This is a genomic window from Rhizobium sp. 10N427 (assembly GCF_056394605.1).
The window spans coordinates 339,571-361,413 of the sequence record NZ_JBFTID010000005.1 but is presented as its reverse complement, the minus strand read 5'-3'; the positions used below and the strand labels follow the sequence as shown (position 1 = coordinate 361,413).

25 protein-coding genes are annotated in these 21,843 nt (G+C 62.8%); 15 read left to right on the top strand and 10 right to left on the bottom strand.

The window, feature by feature from the left end:
* Nucleotides 1–92: 92 nt before the first annotated feature.
* From AC1DIJ_RS13890 to AC1DIJ_RS13875, 4 genes are all read left to right on the top strand, one after another.
* A complete protein-coding gene (locus tag AC1DIJ_RS13890) occupies nucleotides 93–1,046 on the top strand; it encodes a homocysteine S-methyltransferase family protein (protein ID WP_112389849.1) in 954 nt (317 codons plus the stop codon).
* Nucleotides 1,047–1,059: 13 nt separating this feature from the next.
* On the top strand, nucleotides 1,060–1,254 hold the full coding sequence (locus AC1DIJ_RS13885) for a hypothetical protein (protein ID WP_112389848.1): 195 nt from the start codon (nucleotides 1,060–1,062) through the stop codon (nucleotides 1,252–1,254).
* 243 nt (nucleotides 1,255–1,497) lie between these two features.
* Nucleotides 1,498–2,121 (top strand): hypothetical protein, encoded by a 624-nt coding sequence (locus AC1DIJ_RS13880; RefSeq protein WP_112389847.1) that lies wholly within the window; start codon nucleotides 1,498–1,500, stop codon nucleotides 2,119–2,121.
* A gap of 79 nt (nucleotides 2,122–2,200) precedes the next feature.
* Entirely contained in the window at nucleotides 2,201–2,512 is a 312-nt protein-coding gene (locus tag AC1DIJ_RS13875) for a hypothetical protein (RefSeq protein WP_112389846.1), read from the top strand.
* A gap of 54 nt (nucleotides 2,513–2,566) precedes the next feature.
* Here AC1DIJ_RS13875 and AC1DIJ_RS13870 read toward each other — a convergent pair whose 3' ends face one another.
* Both AC1DIJ_RS13870 and AC1DIJ_RS13865 read right to left on the bottom strand, forming a co-directional pair.
* On the bottom strand, nucleotides 2,567–3,115 hold the full coding sequence (locus AC1DIJ_RS13870; protein WP_112389845.1) for a TetR/AcrR family transcriptional regulator: 549 nt from the start codon (nucleotides 3,113–3,115) through the stop codon (nucleotides 2,567–2,569).
* Between the two features lie 69 nt (nucleotides 3,116–3,184).
* Nucleotides 3,185–4,636, bottom strand: a complete 1,452-nt coding sequence (locus AC1DIJ_RS13865) for an MDR family MFS transporter (protein WP_112389844.1) — start codon at nucleotides 4,634–4,636, stop codon at nucleotides 3,185–3,187.
* Nucleotides 4,637–4,914: 278 nt separating this feature from the next.
* Between AC1DIJ_RS13865 and AC1DIJ_RS13860 the strand changes: the two genes are divergently transcribed.
* Both AC1DIJ_RS13860 and AC1DIJ_RS13855 read left to right on the top strand, forming a co-directional pair.
* Nucleotides 4,915–5,442, top strand: a complete 528-nt coding sequence (locus tag AC1DIJ_RS13860) for a dihydrofolate reductase family protein (RefSeq protein WP_112389843.1) — start codon at nucleotides 4,915–4,917, stop codon at nucleotides 5,440–5,442.
* 54 nt (nucleotides 5,443–5,496) lie between these two features.
* Nucleotides 5,497–7,002, top strand: a complete 1,506-nt coding sequence (locus tag AC1DIJ_RS13855) for a protein adenylyltransferase SelO (protein ID WP_112389842.1) — start codon at nucleotides 5,497–5,499, stop codon at nucleotides 7,000–7,002.
* 95 nt (nucleotides 7,003–7,097) lie between these two features.
* Here AC1DIJ_RS13855 and AC1DIJ_RS13850 read toward each other — a convergent pair whose 3' ends face one another.
* The 3 genes from AC1DIJ_RS13850 to AC1DIJ_RS13840 form a co-directional block, all read right to left on the bottom strand.
* Nucleotides 7,098–7,616, bottom strand: coding sequence for a copper uptake system-associated protein (locus AC1DIJ_RS13850; RefSeq protein WP_477831430.1), 519 nt, complete (start codon nucleotides 7,614–7,616; stop codon nucleotides 7,098–7,100).
* Between the two features lie 11 nt (nucleotides 7,617–7,627).
* The gene (locus AC1DIJ_RS13845; protein ID WP_112389841.1) at nucleotides 7,628–9,001 is read right to left on the bottom strand and encodes a PepSY-associated TM helix domain-containing protein; all 1,374 of its coding nucleotides are present in this window, start codon (nucleotides 8,999–9,001) and stop codon (nucleotides 7,628–7,630) included.
* 81 nt (nucleotides 9,002–9,082) lie between these two features.
* Nucleotides 9,083–9,484, bottom strand: coding sequence for a hypothetical protein (locus AC1DIJ_RS13840; RefSeq protein ID WP_112389840.1), 402 nt, complete (start codon nucleotides 9,482–9,484; stop codon nucleotides 9,083–9,085).
* A gap of 207 nt (nucleotides 9,485–9,691) precedes the next feature.
* Between AC1DIJ_RS13840 and AC1DIJ_RS13835 the strand changes: the two genes are divergently transcribed.
* The 3 genes from AC1DIJ_RS13835 (at nucleotide 9,692) to AC1DIJ_RS13825 (ending at nucleotide 13,248) form a co-directional block, all read left to right on the top strand.
* The gene (locus tag AC1DIJ_RS13835) at nucleotides 9,692–10,015 is read left to right on the top strand and encodes a hypothetical protein (protein WP_112389839.1); all 324 of its coding nucleotides are present in this window, start codon (nucleotides 9,692–9,694) and stop codon (nucleotides 10,013–10,015) included.
* 232 nt (nucleotides 10,016–10,247) lie between these two features.
* On the top strand, nucleotides 10,248–12,587 hold the full coding sequence (locus AC1DIJ_RS13830; RefSeq protein ID WP_112389838.1) for a glucose/quinate/shikimate family membrane-bound PQQ-dependent dehydrogenase: 2,340 nt from the start codon (nucleotides 10,248–10,250) through the stop codon (nucleotides 12,585–12,587).
* A 163-nt stretch (nucleotides 12,588–12,750) separates the two neighbouring features.
* A complete protein-coding gene (locus AC1DIJ_RS13825; protein WP_477831429.1) occupies nucleotides 12,751–13,248 on the top strand; it encodes a hypothetical protein in 498 nt (165 codons plus the stop codon).
* 92 nt (nucleotides 13,249–13,340) lie between these two features.
* Here the strand turns inward: AC1DIJ_RS13825 and bla are convergent, their stop codons facing one another.
* The 3 genes from bla to dmeR all read right to left on the bottom strand — a co-directional run bounded on the left by bla (nucleotide 13,341) and on the right by dmeR (nucleotide 15,547).
* Nucleotides 13,341–14,228, bottom strand: coding sequence for a class A beta-lactamase (gene bla, locus AC1DIJ_RS13820; protein WP_112389836.1), 888 nt, complete (start codon nucleotides 14,226–14,228; stop codon nucleotides 13,341–13,343).
* A 77-nt stretch (nucleotides 14,229–14,305) separates the two neighbouring features.
* On the bottom strand, nucleotides 14,306–15,256 hold the full coding sequence (gene dmeF, locus AC1DIJ_RS13815) for a CDF family Co(II)/Ni(II) efflux transporter DmeF (RefSeq protein WP_112389835.1): 951 nt from the start codon (nucleotides 15,254–15,256) through the stop codon (nucleotides 14,306–14,308).
* An 18-nt stretch (nucleotides 15,257–15,274) separates the two neighbouring features.
* Nucleotides 15,275–15,547, bottom strand: coding sequence for a Ni(II)/Co(II)-sensing transcriptional repressor DmeR (gene dmeR, locus AC1DIJ_RS13810; protein WP_112389834.1), 273 nt, complete (start codon nucleotides 15,545–15,547; stop codon nucleotides 15,275–15,277).
* 115 nt (nucleotides 15,548–15,662) lie between these two features.
* On the opposite strand from dmeR, the gene AC1DIJ_RS13805 reads away from it, so the two are divergent.
* The 3 genes from AC1DIJ_RS13805 to AC1DIJ_RS13795 all read left to right on the top strand — a co-directional run bounded on the left by AC1DIJ_RS13805 (nucleotide 15,663) and on the right by AC1DIJ_RS13795 (nucleotide 17,769).
* Nucleotides 15,663–16,307, top strand: a complete 645-nt coding sequence (locus AC1DIJ_RS13805; RefSeq protein ID WP_112389833.1) for a MarR family transcriptional regulator — start codon at nucleotides 15,663–15,665, stop codon at nucleotides 16,305–16,307.
* A 36-nt stretch (nucleotides 16,308–16,343) separates the two neighbouring features.
* A complete protein-coding gene (locus tag AC1DIJ_RS13800) occupies nucleotides 16,344–17,066 on the top strand; it encodes a hypothetical protein (RefSeq protein ID WP_477831428.1) in 723 nt (240 codons plus the stop codon).
* A 151-nt stretch (nucleotides 17,067–17,217) separates the two neighbouring features.
* The gene (locus AC1DIJ_RS13795; RefSeq protein ID WP_112389896.1) at nucleotides 17,218–17,769 is read left to right on the top strand and encodes a redoxin family protein; all 552 of its coding nucleotides are present in this window, start codon (nucleotides 17,218–17,220) and stop codon (nucleotides 17,767–17,769) included.
* 52 nt (nucleotides 17,770–17,821) lie between these two features.
* Here AC1DIJ_RS13795 and AC1DIJ_RS13790 read toward each other — a convergent pair whose 3' ends face one another.
* A complete protein-coding gene (locus AC1DIJ_RS13790; RefSeq protein WP_112389831.1) occupies nucleotides 17,822–18,679 on the bottom strand; it encodes a glycosyltransferase family 2 protein in 858 nt (285 codons plus the stop codon).
* Nucleotides 18,680–18,916: 237 nt separating this feature from the next.
* Between AC1DIJ_RS13790 and AC1DIJ_RS13785 the strand changes: the two genes are divergently transcribed.
* Nucleotides 18,917–19,486 (top strand): LbetaH domain-containing protein, encoded by a 570-nt coding sequence (locus tag AC1DIJ_RS13785; protein ID WP_112389895.1) that lies wholly within the window; start codon nucleotides 18,917–18,919, stop codon nucleotides 19,484–19,486.
* A gap of 3 nt (nucleotides 19,487–19,489) precedes the next feature.
* Here AC1DIJ_RS13785 and AC1DIJ_RS13780 read toward each other — a convergent pair whose 3' ends face one another.
* Nucleotides 19,490–20,599 (bottom strand): DegT/DnrJ/EryC1/StrS family aminotransferase, encoded by a 1,110-nt coding sequence (locus AC1DIJ_RS13780; protein ID WP_112389830.1) that lies wholly within the window; start codon nucleotides 20,597–20,599, stop codon nucleotides 19,490–19,492.
* A 368-nt stretch (nucleotides 20,600–20,967) separates the two neighbouring features.
* On the opposite strand from AC1DIJ_RS13780, the gene AC1DIJ_RS13775 reads away from it, so the two are divergent.
* Entirely contained in the window at nucleotides 20,968–21,117 is a 150-nt protein-coding gene (locus AC1DIJ_RS13775) for a hypothetical protein (protein WP_162698658.1), read from the top strand.
* 223 nt (nucleotides 21,118–21,340) lie between these two features.
* A complete protein-coding gene (locus AC1DIJ_RS13770) occupies nucleotides 21,341–21,835 on the top strand; it encodes a GNAT family N-acetyltransferase (RefSeq protein WP_112389829.1) in 495 nt (164 codons plus the stop codon).
* Nucleotides 21,836–21,843 lie beyond the last annotated feature (8 nt).

The window sequence follows — 21,843 nt, the reverse complement described above, 5'->3', positions numbered from 1 at the left end:
GTCGTCTAGTTTCGCATGCGATTAAGCGCGAGAAATCTATCGGCCGGACACCAGATCAGGTGGCGCCGGGCTGTGTAGGGGTGGGTTTTTCAATGGCACAATACAGACGGAAACTGCCGCAGCTTGGCGGCGGTGCCTACATTACCGACGGCGGGCTGGAGACGACGCTGATCTTCCACGAGGGTGTGGAGCTGCCGCATTTTGCAGCCTTCGTGCTCCTGGAGACGGAAGCCGGCCGCAGCAAGCTGCGCCACTATTACAGGCGCTATCTCGATCTTGCCCGGCGCCATGGCACCGGGTTCGTGCTCGACAGCGCGACATGGCGTGCCAATCGCGACTGGGGTGGGAAGCTCGGCTATTCCAGCGCCGGGCTGAAAGCCGCCAACGAGGCGGCGATGGCTCTGGTCGTTGCATTGCGGAAGGATTACCAGCGGCCGAACCTGCCTGTCGTGCTCAGCGGCTCGATCGGCCCGCGCGGTGACGGCTACAAGGCCGGCGCAATGAGCGCCGCCGAAGCGGAGGATTATCACAGCGAGCAGATCTCTGCCTTCGCCGGAACCGAGGCCGACATGGTGAGCGCGTTCACGCTGACCAATATCGACGAGGCGATCGGCATCATCCGGGCCGCCAAGGCACACGGGATGCCGTCTGCGATCTCCTTCACCGTCGAGACCGACGGGCGGCTGGTGACCGGAAAGAGCATTCAGGAGGCGATCGAAACGGCCGATGCGGCAACCGATGGGGTGCCGGCCTATTACATGATCAACTGCGCCCATCCCCTGCATTTCGAGGCGGCGCTCGATCCCGGCAGCGCCTGGGCGAAGCGGATCGGCGGCATCCGCGCCAATGCCTCCACCATGAGCCACGCGGAACTCGATGGCAGCGAGACGCTGGATGCCGGCGACCCCGCCGATCTGGGGCGGCGCTACCGGCTGCTCCTGTCTGCCATGCCGCAGCTGAAGGTGCTCGGCGGCTGCTGCGGCACCGATCACCGGCATGTCGCGGCGATCTGCGAGGCCTGCCTGCCGCAGGCAATGAGTGCGTAAGGAGGGTAACGCGATGACGACGCTGCGCAAGAAGCTGCGGCCGAAGCGGCTGCTGCGGATGATCCTGCACCACCCCGTCTGGCCGAAGACCAGGAGCAAGGCCCGGCAATTCGCCGATGCCGGTCTGACGCCCTTCGAGGCCCTCGACAGCCACCTGCTCCGCGATATCGGCATCGGCCCGCATGGGCGGCGCTCGGGCTGCGATTAAGAGCAAGGCGCAAGCGAATAGCGAAGGAGAGAACCGGGCGCGGATTGCGCCCGGCTTTTACCGCTTCCGGCTTAGCAGCCACACCCCGCCCGCGGCATTCAGGCTGCGGTTGACAATGAGCTTTTCCAAAACTAGACCACAATGGTCGAATATCTACCGATTCGGTTTGAAACACCAGATCGATGCCGCGTGCATCGATCTGGTGACGGCGAGCCTTTGACCTCACACATTTCTGGACCCATCATGAAACTTCTCAGCGAACCCATATCGATCATCCGGCGACACCGGCGGGCCTATTTCCTGCTCAATGCCGCCTTCTACGGGCTTTTTGTACTCGCCATGGCGCTGACGCTGCTGGCGCCTGAACTGCAGGGCTATTTCAAACCGGATATCGACCAGGCCTATCTGAAGCCCGGCATTCTGAGATCGGTTGCGGATGCTTATGCCAGCAGGAATATCGTGCTCGCCATCGGGCTGACATTCGCGGTCAACCTTGCGGTGGCGGTGTTCATGACCACCGTGCCGTCGCTGATCATTCCGTTCATCGGCATTCTGGCGGTGCTTCAGCGCGGCATTCTTTGGGGCATCATGTTTGCGCCCGTCGGTCCGCATCCGGCGATGCTGATCCCGCATGCGCTGACGCTCTTCATCGAGGGGCAGGCCTATGTGCTCGCCGGCTTTGCCGCATATGTGCATGGCCGCACGTTTCTGCGGTTCGACCGCTATCGCCTGAGCTCCAACTGGGAAGCCTATAAAGCGGGCGTCGTCTCGACGGTGCGGATCTATGCCGCCGTCATCGCCGCCCTGCTGGTTGGGGCGATCTACGAGGTATTCGAAGCGATCTACATCATCCCGCGCCTCCTCTAGCCCTCCAAACTCCCCACGCACCCGACGCCATCAATGCGCATGTTGCGCAGCCGATGGCGCATGCCCGAAAGGACCCTAAATGCAGATGAAGACGACCGTGATACTGACGCTTGCCGCCACGCTCCTGATCTCCGGATGCCAATCGCCCCGGCAATCGATGGACAGCGCCTATGTGACCTGCGCCGATAGCGGCATGCAGCCGGGATCGTGGCAGCACGAACGCTGCACGCGAAACGTCTATGCCGAGAACCAGCGAAAATCGGATGAAGCGGCGGCGGCCGTGGCGGTGGGCGTTGCCGCCGGTGCGGTTGGCGCCTACGCGATCTCGCAGGCGGCCAAAGACGACCGCAAGGATTGGGACCACCGGCATCGGCCGCGCTCGCGCTGGTAAAGCCCGCTCTTCAAGAACAAAATCTGCCCGGGTCGCTCTGCGGCCCGGGTCTTTTCAGTGGCCGAGCGCGTCCATGGCCGCGTCGATGATCAGGCCGCGCCATTCCTTCGACAGCTTGCTCTGCTCGGCGATCCCTGCGGTGATGCCAAGCCCGGCAAAGGCGCTGGTGACGCGCACCAGCCGCTCCATCTGCAGGTTCTGAAGATCGATCGACAGCGCTTCGTACATCAGGAAGCCGATCGCATTCAGCGTCTCGTTGGCAGGGTCCGGGCTGATGGCGATGCGATTGCCGAATGCCGAAATGCCCGGGCGCTCGAAGGCGAAATCGATCGAGGCCTCAATGACGGCACGGTCCCGTTCGATGCCGGCAGGCAGCGCCTTGACGCCCTCCAGCAGCTCTTCCATATGGGTGCGCAGAGCGGCGATGACCGCATCGTAGATCGCCTGCTTGCTCGGAAAGTGATGCAGCAGCCCGGCCTTGGAATAACCGACCGCATCGGCGATCTGCTGCAGCGAAGTATGGGCGAAGTCATGCCGGGCAAACAGCGCCGCGGCGCGGTCGACGATCCCGGCGTCTATCTGGGTCTTGGTGTGTCTGAGCATGGGTGGACTGCGTTGCGGTGATTTTCGATCACCCTATACGCAATAAGGCGGCGCTTGTCTGCGCCGCTTTCAATGCTCGGCGCTCGCCACCGCATCCTTGCGGCGGTGACCGCTGATCTCCGAACCGGCATTCGGCGTGAAGCGCAGGTTCCAGACGGTGGCGGCGAGCGAGATGATGGTGACGACGATGAAGGCGGCGGAGAAATCGTGCAGTTTCGGCTGCTCGCTGCCTGTCGCGGTCATCGAGGCATGCAGCGCCAGCGCGCCGATGCAGATGCCGAGCGACAGCATCAGCTGCTGGAAGGTGGTGTAGAAGCTGGTGGCCGAGCTCATGCGCTCATGGCTGATCTCGTCATAGGCGATCGTATTGTAGGCCATGAACTGGAACGACAGGAAGAAGGCGCTGAGCGTCAGCACCGCGAACATGACGCCGACGGGCCATGCCGGGCTGAAGGCGGCACAGAGGCCATAGCCCAAAGTGCCGAGCAGGCCGTTGATGATCAGGCTGTTGCGGAAGCCGAGGCGGCGGAAGACCGGACCCGACAGCGGCTTCATCGCCATCGAACCGATCGCGGTGGCGATGACGATCTGCCCGGCGGTGGCCGCCGACATGCCGAAACCGACCTGGAAGAGCAGCGGCAGCAGGAAAGGCTGCGCCCCTTGCGTGATGCGCGTCAGCGAACCAGCGATGACCGAGGTGCCGAAGGTCGGCACCTTCATCAGCGAGAAATCCATGATCGGCGACGGGTGCTTGCGGGCATGGCGGAGATAGCCGATGCCGAACAGCAGGCCGATGGCAATCAGGAATACCGCCATCGAGGCCTCGCCTTCACGGCTCGACATTTCGAAGCCGAAGAGCAGCGAGCCGAGCGAGATGCCTGACAGTATGAAGCCAACCGTATCGAAGGGGCCGATCGCCTTGCCCTTCACCTCGTCGATGAAGATCGACACGAGGATGAAGCCGACGATGCCGATCGGCACGTTGATGTAGAAGATCCAGCGCCAGTCGAGATAGGTGACGATGAAGCCGCCGAGCGGCGGGCCGACGATCGGGCCGATCAGCGCCGGGATCAACAGCCACGACATGGCGTTGACCATGTCCTTGCGGGCGACGCTGCGCATCAAGACCAGACGGCCGACCGGCATCATCATGGCGCCGCCGGCACCCTGAATGAGGCGGGCCACGACCAGCAGGAAGAGATTCGGCGCCAGCGCGCAGGCGATCGACCCGGCCACGAAGACGGCAATCGCCGAGCGGAAGACGGTGCGCGAGCCGAAGCGGTCGGCCATGCGGCCGCTGGCGGGGATGAAGATCGCCAGGCTCAGCAGATAGGAGGTGAGCGCGATACTCATCGACGGCGCATCGACGCCGAAATCGCGCGCCATGGTCGGCAGCGCCGTTGCCAGCACCGTGGCATCGACGTTTTCCATCAGCATTGCGCTCGCGACGATCAGCGCGATCGTGCGAAAATTCGGGGCAGCCCGCTCGGTGCGAACGGGGTGAAATATCTGATCCGGCATCAGCAGGGATCACTCGCAAAGACGCGGCGAAGCCATGGAAGGACGACAGGGCCGCAGATGTGAAATGGCATGATGCCACAAGGGAGATAACACCGTGTATACGCCCGCAAATGTGGCAAAGGCATGCATTTTAGACAATGCTGGCATGAAGTAACCGAATGGCTACTTGGGAGGGTGCAGGAGGGTGGCGTAATCGCGGGCGCCGATGTCTTGGTTGGCTCCTCATTCCACCCGCCACCCTTTCCCGCTACACTCCACCCAAGGTGGAGGTTTTCAGCATGGCGAAGCTTGTCTTTGAAATGAACCAGTCGGTTGACGGCTATGTCGATCATGACAGGATGGCGCCGGAGCCGTTGTTTCAGCATTGGGTGAAGCGGACCGAGGAGCTGAGCGCCACTGTCTATGGGCGGACGATGTACGGGCTGATGGGCTACTGGGACGATGATCAGGAAGGCTGGGACGAGGCGCGCCGGGCGTTTGCGGCGGCGTGGAGGAGACTGCCGAAATGGGTGGTGTCGCGGACGCTGACGGAGGTCGGGCCGAATGCCACTTTGATCAGCGGCAATGTCGTGGCGACGATTGCCGGGCTGAAGGCGGAGCTTGAGGGGGAGATGACGATCGCGGGGCCGGTGCTGGCGGGTAGTCTTGCGGCAAGCGGGCTGATCGATGAATACCGGCTCTACGTGCATCCGGTCGTGCTCGGGCACGGGCGGCCGTTCTTTGCCGGGGCGCGGCCGCCGCTGAGGCTGGCGGCGCATGAGCGGATTGCAGGCGAGGTGGTGCGGCTCACCTATGTGCCGGCCTAACGCCAACAATAGAAGCAGCTTGCGCCTCCCCCGGCCCGGCCCTACCTATTCCCTATGAGCTCCGCACCTTCAAAGACCGCGCCCGATGGCGCCGCATTCCCGTTCGATAACAGCTATGCCCGGCTGCCCTCGCATTTCTTTGCGCGGCAGATGCCGTCGCAGGTCGCCGAGCCCTGGCTGATCAAGCTCAATGAGCCCTTGGCGGCGGAACTCGGGCTTGATGTCGAGGTGCTGAAACGGGATGGGGCTGCGATCTTTTCGGGCAATCTCGTGCCTGAAGGTGCCGATCCCCTGGCGATGGCCTATTCCGGGCATCAGTTCGGCCAGTTCAACCCGCAGCTCGGCGATGGCCGGGCGATCCTGCTTGGCGAGGTGGTGGACCGCAACGGCAAGCGCCGCGACATCCAGCTGAAGGGCGCGGGGCAGACGCCGTTTTCGCGCCGCGGCGATGGCCGCGCGGCGATCGGCCCGGTGCTGCGCGAATATATCGTCAGCGAGGCGATGTATGCGCTCGGCATTCCGGCGACGCGGGCGCTGGCTGCGGTTTCGACCGGTGAGCCTGTCTACCGCGAGCGGGTGCTGCCGGGTGCCGTGTTCACGCGCGTGGCGGCGAGCCATATCCGCGTCGGCACCTTCCAGTTCTTCGCCGCCCGCGGCGATACCGATGGCGTCAGGGCGCTTTCCGACCATGTGATCGAGCGGCACTATCCCGACGTAACCGGGGCGGACAATCGCTATCTGGCACTGTTCGAAGCGATTGCCGAGCGGCAGGCGGGGCTGATTGCTCGCTGGCTGCATGTCGGCTTCATTCATGGGGTGATGAACACCGACAACATGACGGTTTCGGGCGAGACGATCGATTTCGGGCCCTGCGCCTTCATGGATGCCTATGATCCCGGCACGGTGTTCTCCTCGATCGACCAGCAGGGCCGCTATGCCTATGCCAACCAGCCGGGCATCGGCCAGTGGAACCTGGCGCGGCTCGGCGAGACGCTGATCCCGCTGTTCGACGAAGATCAGGACAAGGCCGTCGATCTCGCCAATACCGTGATCAAGGGTTACGGCGCGCGGTTCCAGGCGCATTGGCTCGATGGCATGCGCAAGAAGATCGGGCTTGTGTCCGAGGAGGACGGCGATCTGACGCTGGTCCAGGCGCTCTTGGCGGCCATGCAGGCCGGACAGGCGGATTTCACGCTAACCTTCCGGCGTCTCTCGGCACTTGCCGGTGACGAGGCTGCCGAGGGTGAGTTTCTCTCGACATTCGACGGCATCGGCGAGGCGATGGGCTGGCTGGTGGGCTGGCGCGAGCGGCTCAGCCGCGATCCGCAGACGGCGGAGGAACGCAGCAGTGCGATGCTTTCGGTCAACCCGGCCTTCATTCCGCGCAACCACCGGATCGAGCAGGCGATCAATGCCGCGATGGACGACGGGGATTTCTCGCTGTTCGAGGCGCTGGTTCAGGTGCTCGCCAAGCCGTATCAGGATCAGCCGGGGTTTGCGGCCTATATGGATCCGCCGAAGCTGGAAGAGCGGGTGCTGCAGACGTTTTGCGGGACGTAGTCTTCCGGTAAGGCTGCGGCTTGGAGCCCCCTCATCCGCCCTTCGGGCACCTTCTCCCCGAGGGGGAGAAGGGACAATAAGCGTTCTGACCTACCCTACTTGCCGTGACCTTCGTGACCTGCATGTGCGGCTGACGCAGTGGCCGCACCGAGTGTCACCGTTCCCTCAAAGCTGGCGAAGGCCTGCAAGGCTTTCGGGTCAGCATGTGCCTCAGCATCCTTGACAGCCGCCGCCAGTGCCGTTGCCACATCGGCGGGGACACCGGCTTTCGCAAGCGCATCGGCCTCCCGGATCGCATCGCCGCTGCAGAGCAGCGGACGCCAGCCATGCTCGCCGTTCTGCAACAGGATGCGGCCGCCGCGGCCGTCCTGTTGCCAGCCGGCGATCGCCCAGAGGCCGTGGACCGTGACCGGGCCGATGGCGAGCGGTTTGTCGGGGGGTTCGAACATGGTTCTGAGCACATCGGAGATCAGCTGCTGCGGATCGCCGGATGGCGGTTGATCCATCGGCATGTCCATCGTCGTGCCATCGGGCATCTGCATCATCGCAGCGTCAGACGTCATCGGCGCGGACAGGGAGAGAGCGGCGGTGATCAGGATCAAGACTGGCTTCATGATGATCTCCCTCACGAAAAGGCGCGCCGGAGCGGCGGCACGAAGCGGATGACAAGCTGGTCGAAGGCGATCATGGAAAGGATCGCGAGGCCGGTCAGCGGGAAGGCGATGCCGAAGATGACGGCGATCACCCAGAGACCGATATAGACCGAGCGCTGCGGCGGCTGCGGCGGCACGCCGACGCGGCCGGCCGGGCGGCGCTTCCACCACATTATGACGGCGGTGACGCAGGAAAGGATGATCGCGAGACACGTGGCGAGCATCAGAAACTGGTTGAACCGGCCCCATTCCTGCCCCTGATGGACGTTGATGCCCCATTCGATCGCCTTGCCGAGGAAGGGATAGGTGCCATAGCTGATATCGACCAGCGGCTTGCCGGAATATTGGTCGATATGGAGGGTGCGCTCGCGGGAGAGATCGTCGGGGAAGATGGCGGCGGTATAGACGCCCGCCTCGTTCGAGGGGATCGCCATATCGAAGCCCGGCGTCATGCCCGCAGCCTTGGCGATCTCGACGGCGCGGTCGAGACCGATCGGCGGCTTCGATTGAGCGGCGGCGATATCGGACAGCGGCACCGGCGCCTTCTCGACGGTCCAGCCGACCTTCGGCAGGATATCCTCGGTCACTTTCGCCGATTTCGGCACGTCGTCCCAGAGCTGGGCCGGATAGCCCATCCCGTGGCTGCCGAGGAACGACTGGACATTGGCGCCCCAATAGCCCGACCAGGGCATGCCCGTTGCCGCCAGGAAGAAGATCAGCAGCCCGGCGAAGGCGCCGGTCACGGCATGCAGATCGCGCCAGAAGACCCGGCGCGACGGCGTGCCGCGGACGCTGACCACGCCGCCCGTCTGGCGGCGCGGCCACCAGAGATAGATGCCTGTCAGCACGAGCACCATGGCAAAGCCGCCGGCGATCTCGACCAGCCGGTTGGCCGCGCCGCCGAAATAGGCCAGGCTGTGGATGTGCTTGACGACGGTGTTGAACTCTTCCGTCGTGCCGACCGTGTCCAGCACCTTACCGTCATAGGGATTGACGAAAACAAGCGTCGACCGATCGTCCGCCGCGACGGTGACGATGGCCGAGCGCTCGGGCGTGGCCGGGTCGCGATAGGTGGTGGCCTTCGATCCGGGCACGGCCGATGCAGCGATATCGCTCAACGCCTGCGGCGAAAGCGGCTGGCCCGCGGGCGTGACGTCATAGCGATAGGCGAAGACCGTATCGTTGATCTCGTCCTTGAACAGATAGAGCGAACCGGTGATCGCCAGATTGAGCATGAAGGGAACGGCGAGCAGGCCGGCGAAGAAATGCCAGCGCCAGATGGCACGATAGAGCGAGACGCCTGAAACGGCGCTCTCCACCGGTTCAGTGGAGGTGATTGAAGACATGAGACAGTTCCAGATCGATGGCTGGCGTCAGCGGCGCAGCCGAAAGCGAAGCACGCCTGGCTGCACAGCCGGGGCGCGGGTTCAGGCAGTCGCTGGATCTGCGGGCGGGGCTCTCGGCCCGGTATTCGGCGGGAACGGATCGCGGTGGAATACGGCGGCGCCCAGCGGCGTGGCTTCGGCAACGGCATAGCCGAGCGGCGCACCCGACAGATCGGCGGGAGACGGCAGCATCGCCGCGGCACTGATGCGGCAGGCTTCGCAGTCGTGATTGTGATCGGCGCCATGCTGGCTCTTGCCGGTCTCATCGGTAACCGTGACGCAGAGCGTCGGCAGCGTCCCATCCGGCAGCGCATAGGCGGAATAGTCGGTGGGGCCGGACTGCGCGGCGGCAGGCACCTGATGGGCAAAGCCGACGGACACGAGCGCGATGGCGCATAGAATGCGCACCGCCCACTGCTCGAATCTGCTGCCAAGATATTTCATGTGACCCCTGCCCTCAGGCCTGGTTCTGATAGCGGCACGATCTGGAAATCGCAATGCGACATTGACGCCTATAGATGTCGCCGCGGCAGGGAAAGGCGCGCCTCTATTAATCATCCCTTCCTAAATCTGCCACGACTGGTTGCGTCTTTCGGCAAGACTGCCATAAGCAGACGGATCTATCTTCGATCATGCTGTCGGGAAGCGGCAATGAGACAGTTCTGGATGTGGTTTTTGTGGTCGGCCCACATCCTGCTATGGGCGTCTCTGGCGATCACCGCCTATCTCACGGCCGGTCCCTACAAGTTCGCGAATTGCTGGCAGATTTTCCCGATCTACATCCCGCCGCTGGGATGGATCATGATGCTGCTTGCAGGCTACGGACTGATCGTCGTTCCGGCAGCGATCTTTCTTCCGGCCTTTCGGCAAAGCAGATATTTCGCAGCCTCCTGCCATGTGACGATACTCACCCTCGGATGGATCGCCTGCACTTTGGCTGCCTATCAGGCCGTCGGTCAGGTGAGCTGCCTTTAACGACGCCTTTGCAGCGCGCCGCCAGCAGCCCGTTTGACGCATGGCTGCCCTGCGCAGACTGCGGCAATTGTGGCGGTTGAAAGGCAAGGGTCTCGCTCTATGTGGTTGAGAATGCTTGTGGCGGCGCCCTAGGGAGCGGGCCGCAAGCGCTTTCTCAATTCGACCCGAGCCCCCTCGGGAACCTGCCCGCGCTCCGCCCCCCGGAGGCGGCTTTCAGCGGGAGACACTTTTGATGGCGATCGCCATAACCTCCATCCTCTTCCTTCTCATCGGCCTCGCGCTTGGCGGCGGCGGGCTCTGGCTCGTCATCCTCGGCGGCAGCATCTTCTATCTGTTCGCGGGGCTGATGTTCATCATCACCGCCGTGCTGCTCCTCATGCGCAAACCGGTGGCGCTCTGGGTCTATGCGGCGCTCGTCGTCGCGGCGCTGATCTGGGCCGTCTGGGAAGTCGGCTTCGACTGGTGGCAGCTCGGACCGCGCGGCGGGCTGATCATTCTGCTCGGTCTCTGGCTGCTGACGCCCTGGATCCGCCGTCCGCTCGGCTTCAAGAGCCCGACCGGCGCCGTCTACAGCACCAATCCCTGGCCGCTCGGCGTCCCCGTCATCATCGCCATCCTGGTCGCCGGTTACTCGATGACCACCGATCCTCATGATCTTTCGGGCGACCTGCCCAAGGATGTCGTGGCGGCCGCTCCGCCCCTCGGAGGCGACGTGCCTGACGGCGAATGGCATCAATATGGCCGCACGCCCTTCGGCCAGCGCTATTCGCCGCTCGACCAGATCAATGCCACCAACGTCAAGGACCTGAAGGAAGTCTGGCGATACCAGACCGGCGACGTGAAGCGGCCTGACGATGTCGGCGAGACGACCTATCAGGTGACGCCGCTGAAAGTGGGCGACACGCTCTATATCTGCACGCCGCATAACTGGGCGATCGCGCTCGACGCCAAGACCGGCAAGGAGAAATGGAAGTTCGACGCCAATTCCGGCATGAACCCCGACCGCCAGCACCAGACCTGCCGCGGTGTGACCTACTATCACGACAATGCCACGGTATCAGGCCAGCCCTGCGTTGACCGCGTCTATCTGCCGACCTCCGATGCCCGGCTGATCGCGCTCGATGCCGCCAACGGCAAGGTCTGCGAGAGCTTTGCCGACAAGGGCACGCTGCATCTGCAGACCGGCATGAAATACAATCCGGCCGGCTATTATTACTCCACCTCGCCGCCTGTTGCCGTCGGCAACAAGCTGATCATCGGCGGGGCGGTGAACGACAACTACTCGACGCAGGAGCAATCCGGCGTCATCCGCGCCTTCGACATCAATACCGGCGCCCTGCTCTGGAACTGGGATTCCGGCAATCCTGACGTCACCACGCCGCTGCCCGAGGGGCAGACCTATACGACGAATTCGCCGAACAGCTGGTCGGTGCTCTCGGTCGATGAAGGCCTCGGCATGGTCTATATCCCGCTGGGCAACCAGGTACCCGACCAGCTCGGCATGGGCAGAAGCGCCAATGTCGAGAAATTCTCCTCCTCGGTGGTGGCGCTCGACATCAATAGCGGGCAGCTGAAATGGGTGCAGCAGTTCGTCCATCACGACCTCTGGGACATGGACGTCCCGGCCCAGCCGGTGCTGTTCGACATGACGAAGCCTGACGGTTCGGTCGTGCCGGCGCTGGTGGCGCCGACCAAACAGGGCGATCTTTATGTGCTCGACCGGCGCACCGGCGAGGCGATCATCCCGTTCAAGGAGATCCCGGCGCCCGGCGGGGCGATCCCGGAGGACAAGACGGCGCCGACCCAGCCGATCTCGGACCTGACCTTCTCGCCCGATCCGCTGCAGGAAAAAAACATGTGGGGCATCTCGCTGTTCGACCAGCTGGCCTGCCGCATCGAGTTCCACCGCTACAAGTATGAGGGCCGCTACACGCCGCCGTCTCTGCAGGGCACGATCGTCTATCCCGGCAATTTCGGTACGTTCAACTGGGGCTCGGTCGCGGTCGATCCGGAACGGCAGATCCTGTTCGGCATGCCGACCTATCTGGCCTTCACCTCCAGGCTCGTTCCGGCTGCCGATATTCCGCCGAAGGGGCAGGACGAAAAGGGCAGCGAGCAGGGCCTGAACCGCAATGACGGCGCGCCCTACGGCGTGTTCATGGGCCCGTTCCTCGGGCCGCTCGGCATTCCCTGCCAGGCGCCGCCATGGGGCTATGTCGCCGGCGTGGATCTGCGCACCGGCAAGATCGCCTACATGCACAAGAACGGCACGGTGCACGACATGACGCCGCTGCCGCTGCCCTTCAAGCTCGGCGTTCCCGGCATCGGCGGGCCGATGATGACCAAGGGCGGCGTCGCGTTCCTCGGTGCCGCCGTCGATAACTACCTGCGCGCCTATGACGTCACCAGCGGCACGCAGCTCTGGCAGGCCCGCCTGCCAGCGGGTGGCCAGGCAACGCCGATGACCTATACGACATCAGACAACAAGCAGTATGTGGTGATGGTTGCCGGCGGGCATGGCTCGGTGGGCACGAAGGCGGGGGACTATGTGATCGGGTATACGTTGCCGTAGAGCAACCGTGGTGCCTGGAGCCCCCTCACCCTACCCTCTCCCCGCTGGGGAGAGCTTTAGGGTCGGCCTAGCAACCTCAAATCCACAACCTTAAATAAGCAGATCCAGCTTCGCGCAGGCTTCGGCACCGATGGTTCCCGCAATATTCAAGGGAGTCCTTTTCATGGAAATCGGTGGCAGTGTTCTAAGCCTTTTCAATCCCTATAATCTTTCCAGCGACCAGCGCGCCAAGCAGCAGCAGCAGGGTGCGCCGCTGCAGGTGGAAAGCAGCGGGCGGGAGACCGGTGGCGGGATGGCGCCGAGTTATACGGCGCCGTCGATTTCCAGCGTGATGTGGTCGATGCAGAGCGCGCCGGATACGACGATCAAGGAAGAGAGCCAGGCCGATATCGAGGCCAAGCAGAAGCACGATGCGCTGCTGCAGGAATTTCACGATTACGCCGACATGACGCCGGCGGAGAAAATCCGCAAGAGCATTCTCGACCAGATGGGCCTGAGCGAGGAGAGCCTCAAGGGGATGGATCCGGATGCGCGGACGGCGATCGAAAAGCAGATCGCCGATGCGATCAAGCAGCAGCTGACGGGCATCGACGACGATGGCAAGACGGCGGTGGCCGACGTGCCACAGGGCGCCTCCGAGAGCGGTTCCGAGACCAAGTAGGCGCCGCTTTCAGACTTCAGATTCTGATTCAAAGAGATCGGGCGGAGATTCACATCTCCGCCCGATCTCTTTGATGGGGTTTGATTATTTTATTATTGCAGCATGCCGGCGGCGAGCTTGGCGACCTCGGCAAAGACATCGTTGAGTTCGGACACCGGAGCCGTCGCCTCGGCGACATAGACAGCGACGAGGATTGGCGAGGCGCTTTCCTCAGGCCAGATGATGGCGATATCGGCGGCGGAGCCGTTGCTGCCTGTGCCGGTCTTGTCGCCCACTTTCCACTCTTCCGGCAGGCCGGTCCGCAGGCGCGCAGCGCCCGTGGTGTTGGCGATCATCCAGTCGATCAGCTGTTGGCGCGAGGGCTCCGAGAGCACCGTGCCAAGCGCCAGGTTGCCTAGCGTATCGAGCATCGCATCCGGCGTCGTCGTGTCGCGCGGATCATCCTTCTTCGCTTCGTTGAGCTCGGTCTCGATGCGGTCCAGACGGCTCAACGTGTCGCCGATGGAGCGCAGCCATTTGGTCAGCGCCTCGGGACCGCCGAGACTGTCGAGAAGCAGGTTGCCGGCAGTGTTGTCGCTGAGCGTGATCGCCGCCTTGCAGAGCTCGCCGACGGTCATGCCTTCGGCGCCGACATGCTTTTCCGTCTCGGGCGAATAGGTGACGAGCTTGTCCTGATCGTAGGTGACTCGGCGCTCCAGGTTTTCGTCGCCGCCGTCAACCCGGGCGAGCACCATGCCCGCGGCCAGAACCTTGAAGGTGCTGAGTAGCGGGAAGCGTTCCGTCTCGCGGTTGGAGAAGCTGACATTGGTGCCGGTGTCCATGACCGAGACGCCGAGACGGCCGCCGGTGCGCTTTTCCAATGCCGCCAGCTGCTGATCGACATCATCGTCATCGGCACGCGCGGGCGGCGCCAGCATGAGCGAGGGATAGAGAAGCGCAGAGCTGACGAGCAGGCTCCGGCGGGACAGGGCAATGGGCATGAAATCCTCCGGCAGAATCACCGGAGGACAGAATTAAGGAGCGATTGTGGCGCGATCCCGCCGCCTCGATAAAGTTATCAGGCTGCAGCCCTTGCGCGGCTGACCTCGACGGTCACATGCGACAATTCGCCGAGCGCCTGAAGCTTAGCCTTGTAGGTTTCCGGCGGCTGCGGATCGGGGCTGACGAGGGCGACGATTGCCGCGTGGTGGCCGGGGCCGACCTGCCAGACATGCAGGTCGGTGATGCGGTCGCCGCCGGTTTCGATCAGCTTGCGAATGTCGCCGGGCAGATCCTCGTTCTCCTCCATCGCATCGAGCAGCACGCGGCCGGAGGATTTCATCAGGCCGAAGGACCATTGGGCGATGATCACGCCACCGACGATGCCCATCAGCGGATCGAGCCACAGCCAGCCATAGACACTGCCAAGCGCGAGTGCGGCAATGGCAAGCACCGAGGTCAGCGCATCGGCGATGACGTGGATATAGGCGGCGCGCATGTTGTTGTCGGCGCCGTGGTTACCGTGGTGGGCGTGATCGCCGTGATGATGGCCGTGGTCGTGCGCGTGGCCATGATGATGCCCCTCGCCTCTCAGCAGCCAGGCGCTGACGAGATTGACGCCGAGACCGGCAACGGCAACGCCGATCGCCTGCGAGAAGCTGATCGGCACCGGATGGGTGATACGCAGAAAACTTTCCCAGGCCATCAGCAGGGCAATGATGGCGAGGATGATGGCGCTGGCGAAACCGGCGAGATCGCCGAGCTTGCCGGTGCCGAAGGTGAAGCGCGGATTATGCGCCTGCCTGCGGGCATAGAGATAGGCGCAGGCCGAGATCAGCAGCGCGCTGGCATGGGTGGACATGTGCCAGCCATCGGCGACCAGCGCCATCGACCCGTAATAGGTCCCCGCCCCGATCTCGACAGCCATCATGACGGCCGTGAGCGCGATCACCAGCCAGATGCGGCGTTCGTTGCGGTCGTGATCGGCGCCCAGGAAAATGTGGTCATGTTCAAGCGTGTTCGCAGTCATTGCGCAGTCCTCAGGTCTCTAGCGGATATAGGTCCGCAGCACTTCCGAAATCTCTTCGACGGCTTCCGCCCGCGCCTTCTCATCGGCGGCGTGCAGGACGTGTTCGTGCAGGTGATCGTCCAGCACTTCGCCGGTCAGCCCGTTCAGCGCGCCGCGGATCGAGGCCAGCAGCTGCAGGATATCGCCGCAGGGCCGCTCGGCCTCCAATGCCCGCTCGACGGCATCGAGCTGGCCCTTCAGGCGGCTGATACGGGCGATCAACTTCTTTTTCTGGTGCTGGGTGTGGGACATCTCTGTTCTCGATTTAATATAGGGGGGTACCCTATCATTGCCTGAGCTTTCACGAAAGAGCCAAGCTGACGCAGGCACATCTTGAATTTATATAGGACTCCTATATATAAGCATCATGGAAACACCTCTGGACCCGACCCCGATCTCACATCGCATCAGCGAAGGGCTTGCGCGCCTGGCCGTGGCGATGCGCAGCGACGACTGGACGCGCGCCGAAGCCACCGGCCTGAAGCCGACGCAGCTGGCGATCCTCGATTACCTCGCCGGGCGCGACCAGCCGGTGCGGGTCAAGGAGATCGCCGTCCATCTCGGCGTCTCTCAGCCGACGGCGACGGATTCGATCGCGGCGCTGGAGCGCAAGGGCTATGCCGAAAAGGCGGCGGCGGCCGGAGACAAGCGCGCGGCCGCAGTGGCGGTGACAGCCGCGGGACGCGCGATCCTGGCCGAGGCGAGTGCGGCCGAGGGATCGGCTGCGGCGGCGGCACGCACGCTGCCCGCTGAGGAACAGGAAGATTTGCTGATGTCGATCGTCAAGATGATCCGGCATCTCCAGGAGGCCGAGGCGATACCGGTGCAGCGCATGTGCGCCACCTGCCGCTATTTCCGCCCCTACCAGCACGATGACGCGGCCAAGCCGCATCATTGCGACTTCGTGAATGCGGCCTTCGGTCAGCGCGATTTCCGCGTCGATTGCCGCGAACATGAAACTGCCGATCCGGCAACCCGGGCTGCCACCTGGGACGCCTTTCAAAAGGGATAGGCAGACCTCTCCAGGCAAACAGGAACAGAAAAGGAAATGACCATGTTAAAGCCTATACTGAGCGGCGCGCTGATCGCCGGAACGCTCGCGCTTGCGCCGAATTTAGCCACCGCCCACTCCGTCGATGCAAAGCCCGACGAGACGGTGAAGGCCGCGTTCGACATCGTGGAGACGCGGATCACCACCACCGGGGATAGCGCCATCTTTTCGACCCGCGTGCGCGGCGAGGCAGGCAGCGAGAAGCCCGCCGCAACGGGCAAGTTCGAAGGATCCGGCGTCTATGCCTATGTCTGGCCGACCTCGCTCAACAGCGGCGATATCGGCTTCGACAAGGACAAGGGCATCGTCGCGCTTGCCGTCACCTTCCATCCGGATTTCGACGATGCCGCCTATGGCAAGCAGAACCGCTCCGTCTGGCATCCGCACTGGGTGGTGCTGAACGAGGACAAGGCCTGCGCCGGCGGGCTGAAGGTCAGCGACATTCCTGAAGGCAGCAAGCCGAAGCTGCCGGCCACCTGGCCCGGCGTGCCGCTTTTGATCGACAGCCCGGATTATCCGACCGCGCTCAAGGGCGATACCGTCGATGTCACCATCCCGCTGTCGCTGATCGGCGGCATCAAGGGCGCGTCCTATGACGGCGTCACGGCCGGACTGAAGATCAACGGCAACCTGCATTCGCCGCTGCTCTGCGTCGACAACGTCTTCAAGGTCGCCTCGGGAAATCTCAGCCTTCCCGGCAAGGTGATGCCCGCCAAGTAAACGGAGGCGCCGGTCCGCCAACTGCCATCGGCGGACCGGCATGTTCCTCTCTCCAGGCAAATGGAAAAGAGAAAGCCGCCCAGCCTTACTCCCCTCAATGCGCCGTTTGCAACCGCGCCGGGGCCGGCCGGCTCACGAAAGGATCAAAGCAATGCCGAACGAAACGGCCATCAAGGCGCCGGAACTCGCCGTCAGCCAATGGTTCAATACCGAAACGCCGCTCACCCTCGAGGGCCTGTGCGGCAGGGTGATCTATCTCCACAGCTTCCAGCTGCTCTGCCCGGGCTGCGTTGCCGAAAGCCTGCCACAGGTGCGCCGGATCGAACGGCTCTTCGGCCACACGGATCTGCAGGTCATCGGCCTGCACACCGTCTTCGAGCATCACGAGGCGATGACCCCGGTGACGCTGAAAGCATTTATCCATGAATACCGCCTGACCTCGCCGATCGGCGTCGACCTGGCCGACGGCCAGTCGGACATTCCGGTGACGATGCGCCGCTATGGACTGCGCGGCACGCCCTCCTCCGTGCTCATCAGCCGCGACGGCACCATCCTGCATCACGCCTTCGGTGTCGAAGACGACATGGCTGTCGGCGCCCGGATCGCCATGGCGCTGGCGGCGCCCATTCCGGTCGCGACGACGTTGCCTGCAGACCTGGAGGACAGCTGTGCGGGCGGGCGTTGTGCATTGCCTGACCTGTGATGATCACAAGCGGCGGCCCGGATGACAGGCCGCCGGCAGTGCAGAGCGTCAGCTATGCGCGACGGGCGAACACGCCTTCCAGAGGACCGACCCGGCCCAATGCCGAAAGGCGTTCGATCTGCTCCGTGTTGAAGAGCTGGTGGCGATATTCTTCGTCGAGCGTGCCTTGCTCGATCGCCTTGGCCAAGCGGCGCCAATGCCAGGCGGCGGTCGGGTGCATTTGCGGATTTGCCGCAAGCGTCGCGGCCGCATTCCGGTATTTCTGCTCGAACTTGGCATAGCTCGAGATCGGAAAATGAAGGATCAGAAGATCTTCCGGAACAACCTGCGTCTTCAGCTGCGGGCTGGCAACGGAGTGATGGCCGAGTGAAAGCTGCGCGCCGACACCCCGGTGCATGACCTTGGGGCCGATAGCGCCGGAATAGATCGGCGTGCCGATCGGGCTGTTAGCATCGACAGGAGCGCGTTCGATATAGACGATCTGCTCGCGGAACCGCGCCGGATCGAGCTGGCGGCCGTTGACGACCTCGTCGACATTCTGGACGGCATTGTAACGCCGCACGCTCATCACATCGGCCTGGCCGGGATCGCGCAGCGACGCCAGCGTTCCGCCATAGGGGATCCAGAATTCATCGGGATCGATATGCGCCACATAGTCGGGCTTGAGCTCGGTAACGGCAAATTCCAGCATCCGTCCGGGCCAGTTGGTGCTGCGGAGATCGAGGCCCGCGTGCAACAGGGAGACGCGCGAGGTGGCCGCGATGCGATCCTTGACGATCTCGATACTGCCGTCCGTCGATCCGATATCGGTGACGACAATATGGTCGAAGCCGATCGCAAGGTGATAGTCGATGCAAGTGCCGATGCAGTCGGCCTCGTCTATCAGTCCGATAAGCGCAACAAATTTCATGAATGACTTCGCTCTCAAATTAAGGCCGAAACCGGATTTCGGCAGCCATGATGAATTTCACTTTGAACCCGCATGCGAGCCGCAAAAGCCCGGCGCTGCATGGCCTACAGCTTCGACACTAGCCGATTCGAATGTCATGCAAAAATGCGAAATCCCACGGGTATGCCGCAGCCGCGCGTCGAATCGGTTAGACATAATGGCAAGTTGGATCTGACGATCGGGATGGGGATATTTGCGATGACCGATAGCTTTTTGTCACATGACGAGCTGCATGCGCTGGGCCTGAAAGCGTTCGGCAAGAACTGCAAGGTCAGCAGATTTGCCCGCATCTACGGCGCCCCGGCAATCAGCCTAGGGGATCACGTGCGGATCGACGACTTCACCATTCTCAGCGGCGAGATCGTGCTGCAGGACTATATCCACATCGCCAGCCACTGCACTCTGCATGGCGGCAAGGGTGAAGCGCGGATCACCATGCAGAGCTTCAGTGGATTGTCGGCACGCGTTTCGATCTATGCCCGAAGCGACGACTACAGCGGCGAATGGCTGACCAACCCGACGGTTCCTGCCGATTTCACCAACGTCATTTCCAAGGGGGTGACGATCGGCCGCCATGCGATCATCGGCAACGGCGCGGTCGTTCTTCCCGGCGTGACGATCGGCGAAGGCGCTGCTGCCGGCGCGATGGCACTCGTCAACAAGAACCTCGACCCATTCATGATCTATGCCGGCAATCCGGCCCGCCCCCTGAAGCCACGCAGCCGCGCCTTTCTCGACCATGAGAAGGCGATGCTGGACAGAGGCTAGCGGTTACGCCGAACGCAGGAAATCGGTGATCTTCTCCACCGTCGCCATTTCCAGATCCGGGTAGATCGGCAGGCACAGCACCTGGGACGCAGCTTCCGTCGCAACCGGAAGATTGCCGGTGCCGGCGGATGGCAGGCTGCGATACATCGGATAGCTTGAGATCAGCGGGTAGAAATAGCGGCGCGCATGAATGCCGAGATCCTTGAGCCGGTCGTAGACATCATCACGCGACATCGGGAAATCCGGACGGATGAGGACCGGGAAATAGGAATAGTTGGCGACAGTTTCCGTTGATGCGCCAAGGCAATGGATGCCCTTGATGCCTGCAAGCTGTTCGCGATAGGCGGCATCGATCCGGGAACGGGCCTCGATTGCGACATCGACATATTTCAGCTGCAGAACGCCGAGCGCTGCATTGAATTCGCTCATCTTTCCGTTCGTGCCGGGTGCCACGACGGTCACTTCGCCGACATGGCCGAAATTCTTCAGATTGTCGATTCGTGCCTTGGTCTTGGCGTCGGGAGAGACGATGGCGCCGCCCTCGAACGTGTTGAAGACCTTGGTCGCGTGGAAGCTGACGACAGAAAGGTCGCCATAGTTCAGGACGCTGCCGCGATGGTCTTTGACGCCGAACGCATGGGCGGCGTCATAGATGACCTTGAGATTGTAGTTGTCGGCGATGCGCTGAATCGCATCGACATCGCAGGGATGGCCGTAGCAATGAACCGGCATGATCGCCGTCGTGTGCTGGGTGATGGCGCCTTCGATGCGTGCCGGATCGATGTTGAGCGTGACCGGGTCGATATCGACGAAGACAGGCTGGATGCCGTTCCACAGAAGCGAGTGCGAGGTGGCGACGAACGAATACGGAGTGGTGATCACCTCGCCGGTGATGCGCAATGCCTGAAGCGCGGTCAGCAAGGCCATCGTGCCATTGGCAAACAGGCTCACATACCCGACGCCAAGATGTTCCGCGAGGCGCTCTTCAAGCTCCTGGTGGAAAGGCCCGCCATTCGTCAGGATCTTGCTGTCCCATATCTTCTCCAGCGATGGAATGAATTCTTCCAGTGGCGGCAAGCTGGGTCGGGTAACAAAAATCTTCTCGTTTTTCATCAGGGCCACTTGGTGAGAGAATCCGTCGCGGGATCGTTGCGAGGACCTTTGCATCCATAGCTTTTGTCAAACTTGCCTTGGCCATCCACGCGCGCGCTCCTGCAATTCGCGAAGCGTCTGGTGCGCGGTTATCTTCGCCGACATGTCAAATGCAAAAGCCAGAACAGGGTTGCCGGTGTAGCATCCACTCCGGCGCGCTTTCATGGGGATGCAACGGCTGACATTGAGCTGCATTGCGAGGTCGCCCATATGGCGAATACGGAAAACGAACGGCCGGATGTGACGTCCGCTGAGCCCATGGCGCGGCCGCCGGCCGGGTTGAAAACCTATCTGCTGCGCACTCCACCAGCCGTCCGCCGGATCCTTGGATGGTGCGCGATCATGGCGCTTGTCGTCTTGATCTTCAGCCTTTCATCGCTTGCCGCATGGTGGCCGCGATGAGTGGGCGGATCGAGCGCGGGGCGCTGACGGTGATCTGCATCGCGGCAATCGCCGGGCTGATCTATGCCTTCTGCTAATTGCAGGCATACCTCCAAAGGCTGCCCGAAGTGCCATTGACAAAGTTTCCGTTCTGGAGAATCTATCATTTCATGATCCAGAACGCGCACATCAACCGCTCGTACTTTTGGCTGTACCTCTAGAGGGCGGCCCGACAGATCATATTGTCAACAAGCCGCCGTCAGGCGGCTTTGTTGTATCAGCAGCGTCCTGACGGCAGAAACACACAAGGACGCGAAGGCCATGATTGAAATCGAAGACAGTGAAATTTCGCTGATCCGCCCGCCGGTGGTGACCATCCGCACGGCCAAGCCGCGCGATCTGCCCGAACTCAACGACATGATCAACCTGCTTGCCATCCACCATGGCGATGCCTCGGCATCGACGATGGAACAGCTGGAGCGTGACCTGTTCGGCACCGTGCCGTGGATCACCGCGCTGGTGGCGGAAACCGATGAAGGTCTGATCGGCTACGCGATCCTCTGCCCGCTCTATCGCGCCCAGGAAGGCAAGCGCGGCATGGATCTGCACCATCTCTTCGTTCGCGACGGCCATCGCGGCCACGGCATCGGCCAGCACCTCGTCAACCGCGCCCGCGAGACGGCAAAGGGCGCCGGCTGCGACTACCTTTCGGTCAGCGCCGCGACCGGCAATATCCAGGCCCATCGTTTCTACCAGTACATGGATTTCACAGCGCGCCCGGTGACCGGCATGCGCTATATGCAGGCGCTCGCCTGAGCGCCTTC